Origin of the sequence: Salipiger aestuarii, from assembly GCF_003259905.1 — a bacterium.
GTDB lineage: Bacteria > Pseudomonadota > Alphaproteobacteria > Rhodobacterales > Rhodobacteraceae > Salipiger > Salipiger aestuarii.
Window position 1 is genome coordinate 125,409 of the sequence record NZ_QLMG01000006.1, and the last position, 9,890, is coordinate 135,298.

Annotated in this window: 6 protein-coding genes and 2 pseudogenes; 5 read left to right on the forward strand and 3 right to left on the reverse strand. The window is 63.9% G+C overall.

Features of this window, described 5'->3' with window-relative positions:
- Positions 1 to 11 precede the first annotated feature (11 nt).
- Positions 12 to 548 carry a hypothetical protein gene (locus tag ATI53_RS05495; RefSeq protein WP_111549895.1) on the reverse strand — a complete coding sequence of 179 codons (537 nt, stop codon included), beginning with the start codon at positions 546 to 548 and terminating at the stop codon, positions 12 to 14.
- A gap of 369 nt (positions 549 to 917) precedes the next feature.
- Positions 918 to 2,315: a M20/M25/M40 family metallo-hydrolase gene (locus ATI53_RS05500; protein WP_009503323.1), complete on the reverse strand. Its 1,398-nt coding sequence runs from the start codon at positions 2,313 to 2,315 to the stop codon at positions 918 to 920.
- 368 nt (positions 2,316 to 2,683) lie between these two features.
- Here ATI53_RS05500 and hemA point away from each other — a divergent pair, with 368 nt between their 5' ends.
- From hemA to ATI53_RS05520, 5 genes and pseudogenes are all read left to right on the forward strand, one after another.
- Entirely contained in the window at positions 2,684 to 3,907 is a 1,224-nt protein-coding gene (gene hemA, locus ATI53_RS05505; protein WP_009503324.1) for a 5-aminolevulinate synthase, read from the forward strand.
- Positions 3,908 to 4,331: 424 nt separating this feature from the next.
- Positions 4,332 to 5,345 (forward strand): annotated as a pseudogene (locus ATI53_RS24345) (helix-turn-helix domain-containing protein); the annotation flags it as partial.
- Positions 5,346 to 5,561: 216 nt separating this feature from the next.
- Positions 5,562 to 5,867, forward strand: a pseudogene (locus ATI53_RS24350) (DUF4115 domain-containing protein); the annotation flags it as partial.
- Positions 5,868 to 6,014: 147 nt separating this feature from the next.
- A complete protein-coding gene (ispG, locus tag ATI53_RS05515) occupies positions 6,015 to 7,145 on the forward strand; it encodes a flavodoxin-dependent (E)-4-hydroxy-3-methylbut-2-enyl-diphosphate synthase (protein ID WP_009503326.1) in 1,131 nt (376 codons plus the stop codon).
- Between the two features lie 4 nt (positions 7,146 to 7,149).
- Positions 7,150 to 8,478: a sensor histidine kinase gene (locus ATI53_RS05520; RefSeq protein WP_170134529.1), complete on the forward strand. Its 1,329-nt coding sequence runs from the start codon at positions 7,150 to 7,152 to the stop codon at positions 8,476 to 8,478.
- On the opposite strand, the gene ATI53_RS05525 is transcribed toward ATI53_RS05520, so the two are convergent.
- Positions 8,475 to 9,242: a DsbA family protein gene (locus ATI53_RS05525; protein ID WP_009503328.1), complete on the reverse strand. Its 768-nt coding sequence runs from the start codon at positions 9,240 to 9,242 to the stop codon at positions 8,475 to 8,477. The genes ATI53_RS05520 and ATI53_RS05525 overlap by 4 nt on opposite strands.
- Positions 9,243 to 9,890 lie beyond the last annotated feature (648 nt).

Here is a 9,890-nt window from a genome sequence, read left to right on the forward strand (position 1 = left end):
GGGCTGCCCCGTTAGTGCCCGCCGGCGGAGGACACGAAGGCGACAGAGCCGAAATCGACGGGCACCGCTTCGGTCGCGGCGACGATCAGCGAGCGCGAGTTGTCGTCAAGCAGACCGAAGGCGGCTTCGAACACGCTTGCGGGGGTGTAGACGATGCCGGCGGCAATCATCGCCCCGAACAGCAGCCCGCCCGAATTTCCCTTGGTCGCGCTGCGCTTGTCGGTAAAAGTGTAGCGTACGAAATGGATGGCCAGCATGACTGCGGAAATCCCCAGCATCGCGGCGAGTCCGTAAAACACATAGGCATGATGTTCGTGCGCAAGGCGGCCTTGCAACAGGCTGTGTTCGATGACGTCGCGATTGCGGGCCACGGCAAGGCAGACATACGCCCAGCCAAACCCCACGAGCAACCACAGGAACGGGCGCGCGGTGTCGGCGTTCAGCACCGACGCGTTGCTGCTGTTGCCGCTGGCATAATATGGATCGATGCGTTTGACGCGGGAGTTGAAATCCTGACGTGTCATCTTGCGGAAAGCGTATCTTGGCATCAGCTTTGTCCCTGGCCCTTCGATGTCATTTTCTTTTCAACACGATCACCGAACACATGCCCGGGTGACCGGTCTCTTGGGGACCCGTTGTCCGGGGGGCCCTTTCGCGGCGGTTGCCTCGGGTTCTTTCTGAACGGATTAAGGGGTAGGAGGGAATTGTGGCGCTCCTGTGGGGCGATTGCGACCGGGCAGGGGATTTATCGCGTCGATTTTATCGGTTGCGGCACGGCCTGCCCTGTCTGACGGGCGTGCGCTGGCAAGACCGTTAACCTTTTGGGCGCTGACGCGTCCATTTGGTTAACGCTGCAATGCGAAAGGGCACGCCGGAGCGTGCCCTTTGCGAATGGCTTTGTACGACAGGGGCCGCCGTCAGCCCGCCATCGCCGCCAGAATGCGCGCCCAGCTGCGGGTGCCCTTGTGAAAGCTTTCAAGGTCGTATTTCTCGTTGGGCGAATGGATCTGGTCATCGTCCTTGCCCCAGCCGACCAGCATCGCATCCATGCCCAGGATCGACTTGAAATACCCCGCGATGGGAATCGACCCGCCGCAGCCCGCATAGGCGGCGGGATCGGGCCATTCATCGGTCAATGCCCGGCGCGCCGCCTCGAAGGCGGGGTGATCGGTGGACATCTGCGAGGCGGGCGAACAGCTGTGGTCCTTCCATGCGATCTTGCAATCGCCGGGCAGCTGTGCCTCGACCCAGGCGCGGAAATTCTTGCGGATGGCGTACGGATCCTGCGTGCCCACAAGGCGAAAGCTGATCTTGGCCGAAGCTTGCGACGGCAGCACCGTCTTGAACCCCGCGCCGGTATAGCCCGACCACATGCCGTTGATCTCGGCGGTGGGGCGCGCCCAGATCATTTCCAGCGGGGTCACGGATGTTTCGCCCGCAGGGATCGACAGGCCGACATCGCCCAGAAATTGCGCGTGATCGAAGTCCAGCCCGTCCCACTGCGCCTTCAGTTCGGGCGACAGTTCGGGCACGCCCTCGTAAAGCGCGGGCACCTGGATGACACCGTCGTCATCGAACAGATTGCCAAGGATGCGTGTCATGACCCGCGCGGGGTTCATCGCCAGCCCGCCGTACATGCCCGAATGCAGATCCTTGTCGGGGCCGGTGATGGTGAATTCCTCGCCCAGCAGGCCACGCAGCATGGTCATGATCGCGGGCACGCGCGATTCGAACAGCCCGGTGTCGCAGATCAGCGCCAGCTCGGCTTTCAGCTCGTCGGCGTTTTCAGTCATGAAGGGCACAAGCGAGGGCGAGCCGGATTCCTCTTCGCCTTCAAGAAAGAAGGTGATCTTGCAGGGCAGGGTGCCGTGCTCGGCCTTCCAGGCGCGGCAAGCCTCGATGAATGTCATCAGCTGGCCCTTGTCATCGGCGGCGCCCCGGCCCCGGATGACCTTGCCTTTTGCAGTGTCCTCGATGGCGGCGTCGAACGGATCGCGCGCCCACAGGTCGAGCGGATCGACCGGTTGCACGTCGTAGTGACCGTAAAACAGGATGTGCGGTCCGGTGCCGTCGGCGGGGCCGTCGACATGGCCCACCACCATCGGATGACCCGGCGTCGCGCGCTTTTCGGCTTTCACGCCAAGCGAGGCCAGATCGGCGACAAGCCAGTCGGCAGCGCGGTCGCAATCGGCCTTGTACGCGGGATCGGTCGAGATCGACGGGATTCGCAGCAGGTCGATCAGCCGGTCGGTTGCGGCGGGCAGATCGGCGTCGATGCGGGCAAGAACGGGGGCCAGAACAGAGTCGTCAGACATGCGGGATCCTTTCGCGGTCACTTTCGCGCGACCCTATCAGCGGCGCGAGGTGTGTCCAGTGCGCCCGCCCGCGCCCGCTGTCACGACCCCGAGACCACCCGTGGGCCGGCATCGCGTCGCCGATCCGCGCACACCAGCGGCAATCCATCCCGGTCAGGATGCCGCATTGCCATCCGCGGGCCTTGATGCAAATCAACGTCGCAACAGTTAAGAAGCAGGTAGAGCGTGGACAGAAACACGCGCGAGCGTTATCCGTTCATGAACGTGAATGCGGGACATACGGTTCCAGAGACGCCGCGCAGCCCGGAACGACCAATGATGCGACCGAAGACCAAGAAAGTGCGGCCATGACGAATGAGGAGATGCCGGTGGATTATACCGCGAAGCTCGACGAAGCCCTGAGCCGCCTGCACGAGGAAGGCCGCTATCGCACCTTCATCGACATCGAACGCAGGAAGGGTCAGTTTCCTCATGCGACATGGCGCAAATCCGACGGATCGGATACGCCGATCACCGTCTGGTGCGGCAATGACTACCTTGGCATGGGGCAGCACCCCGCCGTGCTGGCCGCGATGCACGAGGCGATCGACGCCACGGGTGCGGGGTCGGGTGGCACGCGCAACATTTCCGGCACCACGGTCTATCACAAGCGGCTTGAGGCGGAACTGGCGGACCTGCATGGCAAGGACGCCGCGCTGGTATTTTCCTCGGCCTACATCGCCAATGATGCCACGCTGTCGACGCTGCCCAAGCTGTTTCCCGGCCTTATCATCTATTCGGACGAGCTGAACCACGCCTCGATGATCGAGGGCATCAAGCGCAACGGCGGGGCCAAGCGGATCTTTCGCCACAATGACGTGGCCCACCTGCGGGATCTGCTTGCGGCGGACGATCCGTGCGCGCCCAAGCTGATCGCCTTTGAATCGGTTTATTCGATGGATGGCGATTTCGGCCCCATTGCCGAAATCTGCGATCTGGCCGATGAATTCGGCGCGCTGACCTATCTTGACGAAGTGCACGCGGTGGGCATGTACGGCCCGCGCGGCGGCGGCGTCGCCGAACGTGACAACCTTGCCCATCGAATCGACGTGATCAACGGCACGCTGGGCAAGGCCTTTGGCGTTTTCGGCGGTTATATCGCGGCCAGCACCCGCATGTGCGACGCGATCCGCTCTTATGCGCCGGGCTTTATCTTTACCACGTCGATCCCGCCCGCGGTCGCGGCCGGGGCGGCGGCGTCGATCGCCCATCTCAAGACCGACAGCGCGATCCGCGAGCGGCATCAGACCCAGGCGCGCATCCTCAAGGCCCGGCTCAAGGCCATGGGTCTGCCGATCATCGACCACGGAAGCCACATCGTGCCGGTCATTGTCGGCGATCCCAAGCACACCAAGGCGCTGTCGGACATGCTGCTGGACGGCTACGGAATCTATGTGCAGCCGATCAATTTTCCGACCGTGCCGCGGGGCACCGAGCGGCTGCGCTTCACGCCGTCGCCGGTGCATGGCGCGCGGGAAACCGACACGCTGATCCGCGCGCTCGACGCGCTTTGGTCGCATTGCGCGCTCAACCGTCAGGAGTTGAGCGCCTGATCGCTTCGCTTCACGCGATCGAGATGCCCAAAACGGCGCCGCTCACCCCAGGTGGCCGGCTTTTTTGTCTATTTGACAATATCTTTACAATTGCCGTTAACAAATTGCGCAAAAGTCCAATTTCTTGATGTATTCGGACAAGTTGCATCTGGGTTGCGCTAACATCCGTTTGCTTTCGGGCGGCGCGCCATTGTGCGGAACCACGCTCATGCAGCGCCTGCGCTCTGTAAAAGCGGTTGTGATGTGCTAGCCTAATCACAATAACAAACGCATCGCGAATCGCGCAAGCGTGATTGGGCGGGATTGGGACAGCGGTAACCGGGTTGAACGCATGATCGGGCGGAAATCCTCACGCATACCTGCGGATGCGGTCGAGCCTCGGCCGCGCGGGTTTGATGACTATTCGTTGCGGCTTGGCGATGTCATGCGCGGCGAGCGTGCGACCATGGGCAAGTCGCTTCTTGACGTGCAGCGAGAGTTGCGCATCAAGGCGAGCTATATTGCCGCCATCGAAAACTGCGATCCTTCGGCATTCGACACGCCGGGGTTCATTGCCGGATATGTGCGGTCGTATTCGCGCTATCTGGGCATGGATCCCGATGAATGCTTCGGCCAGTTCTGCACCGAAAGCGGCTTTTCCGTCGCGCATGGCATGTCCGCGAAAGCATCGACCATCCGCAAGGCATCCGATGCGCCCGGCACGGTGGACGAGGCACCGCCGCGCGCGGCGGTGCGCGACCCGTTCCAGGATCCGCGCATGCCCTTCGTGCCGCGCGGCGACAGCCTGTTGTCGCGGATCGAACCCGGCGCCATCGGGTCGATGCTGGTGCTGGTCGCGCTGATCGGCGGCATCGGCTATGGCGGCTATGCGGTGTTGCGCGAGGTTCAGCGCGTCCAGCTTGCCCCGGTCGATCAGACCCCCGTGGTCCTGAGCGAGCTTGATCCGCTCGACGCGGCGGTCCGGCCTGTCGACGGCAGCGCGGATGCCGGTGCGGATGATGAGGATGCCGTCGCGGGCGGTGTGGGCGCGTTTTCGCCCCCCTCCGCCGAAGCGATGGACCGTCTCTACCGACCGCAGGCGCTTGACGTGCCGGTGCTGGTGGCGCGCGATGCACCGATCTCTTCTCTCGATCCGTCGACCGTGGGCGTCTTTGCGCAGCGCGGCATGGGCGCTCCGCCGCCCGTCGCCGCCCCCGACGGGACCGAACGTCGCCTTGCGCGGCTTGTTGCGCCCGCTGGTGATGTGACCGTCGTTGCGGTACGTCCCGCCTGGGTTCGGGTGCGCGGTCGGAACGGCGCCGTGCTGTACGAGGGTGTGATGAACGCGGGCGACACCTGGACGGTACCTGCGAGCCAGCCCGGCGCCAAGCTGAATGTCGGTGAATCCGGCGCGGTGTATCTTGCGACCAACGGTCGGACCTTCGGGCCGGTTGGCCCGGACGGCACCGTGACCAGCGATCTGCCGCTGGAACCCGAGGTTCTGACCGCCGCGCTTCAGCCTGCGGATCCGTCGGGGGACGCCGATCTTGACCGGTTTCTCGCCGATCATGCGCAGCTGTCCGGGGCGCAGTTCGCAGGCGCCCAGGGCATTCCCGGCCAGCCGAGGGTGCTTGAAGGCGCGGCCCCCGGCGTCATGATGATCGCGGTGCGTCCGGCTTGGGTCCGCGTGCGCGCCGCCGATGGGTCGGTGATCTACGAGGCGATCATGAACGCCGGCGACACGTTCAAGCTGCCCGCCACCGAAGACCCCGCGACATTGCGCGTCGGCGAATCCGGGGCGATTTATTTCGCGGTGAACGGGCGGACCTACGGGCCCGCGGGATCGCGCGGGCAGGTGACCAAGAATCTCGCCCTGTCCGTCGGTCACCTGACCACCGCTTACGAGCTTGCCGATATCGCACGGGATTCCGATCTGGAACGCGTTGTCGCGGAGTTGAACGGCGCTGCCCTGACCGAGTGACCCTGGCCCGATGCTGTAAAGGGCGGCGATCATTGATCCGTGACACAACGTTACGCTTGACCTAAAGGCAGCTTGTCTGGTCTTGCTTTGTCGCGGGCTTTAGGTAGGACCGAGAAAAAACCATTGTTCTGCGGAGGCCCTGCCGGCATGAGCCACAATTCAGTTCGTCCCTGGCGCAACATCGACAGGCGTATATCGCGCCGCATCATGGTGGGCAATGTACCCGTTGGTGGGGATGCGCCCATCTCGGTCCAGACCATGACCAACACGGTGACCACCGATGTTGCCGCCACCGTAGACCAGGTTCAGCGTTGCGCCGAGGCGGGCGCTGACATCGTGCGTATTTCGGTGCCCGATGAGGCAAGCGCGAAGGCGCTGAAGGAGATCGTGCGCGAAAGCCCGGTGCCGATCGTCGCCGATATCCATTTCCACTACAAGCGCGGTATCGAGGCCGCCGAGGCGGGTGCCGCCTGTCTGCGTATCAACCCCGGCAACATCGGGTCGCCCGAACGGGTGCGCGAGGTGATCGCCGCCGCGCGCGACCACGGCTGTTCGATGCGCATCGGCGTCAACGGCGGCTCGCTGGAGCGGCACCTGCTGGAAAAATACGGCGAGCCGTGCCCGGACGCGATGGTGGAATCCGCGCTGGATCACATCCGCATTCTGGAAGACAACGACTTTCACGATTTCAAGATCAGCGTAAAGGCATCGGATGTGTTCCTGAGCGCTGCCGCCTACATGGGGCTGGCCGAGGTGACCGACAAGCCGATCCATCTTGGCATCACCGAGGCGGGGGGGCTGACCTCGGGCACGATCAAAAGCGCTATTGGCCTGGGACAGCTTTTGTGGATGGGCATTGGCGATACCATCCGCGTCAGCCTGTCCGCCGATCCGGTCGAAGAGATCAAGGTCGGCTACGAGATCCTGAAATCTCTGGGGCTGCGCCACCGCGGTGTGAACATCATTTCCTGTCCGTCCTGCGCGCGCCAGGGCTTTGACGTCATCAGAACCGTCGAAACGCTGGAGCGGCGGCTTGAACATATCAAGACCCCCATGAGTCTGTCGATCATTGGCTGCGTCGTCAACGGACCGGGCGAGGCGCTGATGACCGACGTCGGCTTTACCGGCGGCGGCGCCGGAAGCGGCATGGTGTATCTGGCGGGCAAGGCCAGCCACAAGATGAACAACGATCAGATGATCGACCACATCGTCGAAGAGGTCGAGAAAAAAGCCGCCTTGCTGGATGCTGCGCAACCGCAAACGGAAGCTGCGGAGTAGCGCCGTGACATGGGCGGCATACCCGAGCGAGGACCTGGATGGGCAGGTCGATTATTCCGAGGTGAAACGCCTTGACGCTCCGTTTCAAGGCCGCCGTCTACCTCTACTTGTCCTGCTGGCGATCTGCTGCGCGCTTGTCGCGCTGCGGGGCCAGCCGATCGCGATGCTTGGCTGGTGCGTCGCTCTGATCCTGTCGATGGGGTTGCATCATATCGCGCTGATGCGTCTGCCGGACAGAGGGGACAGACAGGCCGGGCGCGGCATCGTGGCGACTCAGATCCTGACCGCGCTGATCTGCAGCGCCCTTGGGCTTGATCTGTGGATTGCTGGCGGAACGACCGAGCGATTCCTGTCGCTGCTGCTGCTGGTCGCGGCGGCGCTGAATGCAATGGCGGTGCGCTCGCGGGGGGGGCTCGAATTGCGCTTCGAGCTGTGGCTGATTTCAATCATGGTGCTGCTGCGGATCGGCTGGTTGTGGTACGGTGCGCCGCGCGCAGTCGACACATGGATAATCAGCGCGGGCATGCTGGCGATGCTGGTCTATTTCATCCACGTCACGCTGGAATTGCGCTACATGCGCGAGGATCTGAACGCCCGCGTCGCGACCGAACAGGCGCTGGCACGGCAACGCAGCATGACCCAGTTTACCGGCGGCGTCGCGCATGATTTCAACAATCTGCTCACGGTCGTTCTAGGCAATATGGAACTGGCCCGGCTGAGCGTGGCCGACTCCGAGCGTGACGAGCTGATGTGCGAGGCCGAGCGCGCGGCGCGGCGCGGCGCCGAGCTGACGTCGCGCCTGCTGGCTCTGTCGCGCAATGCCCGGCTGGTGCCCGTCTCCGAAAGCCCCGCCGAGATCATGAAACCGATCCCGGTACTTGCGAACCGCCTGCTGGGGCCGGGGCACAGGCTGGACATTTGCGTGGCGCCGGATCTGCCGGCGGTGTTCGCCGATCCGACCAACCTGCAGGCTGCGATTCTGGAACTCATCACCAACGCGCGCGATGCCATGCCCGAGGGGGGGCGGATCATGCTGAAGGTCGGCGCCAGCCCCGACGCGTTGGGGCAGGCGGTGCGCTTCAGCCTCACCGATGAGGGAACCGGCATTCCCGATAACCTGAGCGCAACCGTGTTCGAGCCTTACTTTACGACAAAGCCGCGTGGGCAGGGGGCGGGGCTGGGCCTGCCGATGGTGCGCGGCTTTGTCGAACAATCCGCAGGCGAGCTGCGCCTTGAACGGCGCCCCGGCGGGCGGGGCACCCGGATCCGGTTCGACCTGCCGGCCATGGCTCAGCCCGGCGCGGCGGATGGCGTGGTGCAGGACGCGGTCTAGCCCTCGTCGCGGATTTCGTCGACGATCTGGCGCATTGCGTCCAGCGGGACGTAGCCGCGCAGCATCTGATTCCCGAAAACGAAAGTCGGCGTGCCGTTGACCTGCATGCTCTGCGCCAGCTGGCGGGTTTCGGCGATGCGCCGGTTGACTTCGTCGTCCGACATCCGCGCGAGAATGGTATCGGCATCCAGCCCCAGCGTGTCGGACAAGCGCCGCAGAACCGGCTCCGACGGCTCGCCTTCCAGCGTCATCAGCGCATCGTGCACGGATTTATACGCCTCGGGTCCGGATTCGATCATGGTGGCGATGGCAAAGCGCGACGAGGTCAGCGAGGCTTCGCCAAGGATCGGAAGCTCCTTGAGGACAAAGCGGATGTTGCCGTCGCCTTCGATCAGCTCCTCGACCTCGTCAAAGGCCTTGCGGCAAAAGCCGCAGCGGTAATCGGAAAATTCGACGACGGTTATGTCGCCGTCCGGATTGCCCCCGACATAGGAAAAGCCGTCGCGAAAGAGCGCATCGGCGTTGTCGGCCACAAGCTGCTCGTCGGCGACGGCCTGTTGCCGGGCCTGATTCGCCTCAAGCTGGCTGACCGCCTCCATGATGACTTCGGGGTTTTCCATCAGATAGGCGCGGACCTCGGCGCCGAAAGCGTTGCGCTGTTCGGGCGTCATGGTCGCAGGGTCGAACGTCTGCGCGGCGGCGGGGATGGCGAGGCAGGACAACAGGGCAAGCGTGGTTGCAGTGCGGATCGGATGGTGGAACATGGGGTCTCCTTTGGAGTGTCGGTGTCGTTTATGGGCCAGCTCGGTGCGCGCGGCAATGTCTGTGTCAGGGATTGGTGTACACGTCTGTCGCAGCGGGCGGCATCACGATGTCGGCGCCGCGCGGCCGGATGGCGTCCGATCCTTGCGGCGACATTCTTGATGATCCCGTGGCCTGCATTGATCGGGTGATTGTCTGAGCAACCGAAGACAGCAAGCCCGTTGCGCCTCGCTGACCGCTCGCTGGCAGGGTCCGCTTGGGCCGTTCGTTTTACGGGGCGCGTCCGCCAAAGGTCTCTTCGCCCCGCGTATCGGGGTCGTGGCGCACCGCCCGCGGGGGGGGGGGTGACGCGGATGCGATGTGTCCAGTGCACGCGCGCCGGGCGGCCCGATGTGCGGTTCTTCCAGGGGAGAAGATAGTAGCGGAGATGCGCTGACGGGAGCAGAGAAACTGGCCAAAACCTGACGTTGCCTCAAAACGCGGCTAACAGCTTTTCCCGAGCCTTCCACGACATTCGTGCTCGATGCGGCACGGTGCGCACGCACGAAGGGCGGATATTGCTGAAGAAGTCCTTGGCCGTTTTGCCCATACCCAGCGTATCCCTCCGGTGGGGGCCGTCTGACGGGGCGTTGGAGGCGATGATAAGTCCG

What these genes read in the sequence shown, in the direction of transcription:
- ATI53_RS05495 (WP_111549895.1), bottom strand. Translation starts at nt 548, where the DNA reads ATGCCAAGATACGCTTTCCGCAAGATGACACGTCAGGATTTCAACTCC.
- ATI53_RS05500 (WP_009503323.1), bottom strand. Translation starts at nt 2,315, where the DNA reads ATGTCTGACGACTCTGTTCTGGCCCCCGTTCTTGCCCGCATCGACGCC.
- ispG (WP_009503326.1), top strand. Translation starts at nt 6,015, where the DNA reads ATGAGCCACAATTCAGTTCGTCCCTGGCGCAACATCGACAGGCGTATA.
- ATI53_RS05525 (WP_009503328.1), bottom strand. Translation starts at nt 9,242, where the DNA reads ATGTTCCACCATCCGATCCGCACTGCAACCACGCTTGCCCTGTTGTCC.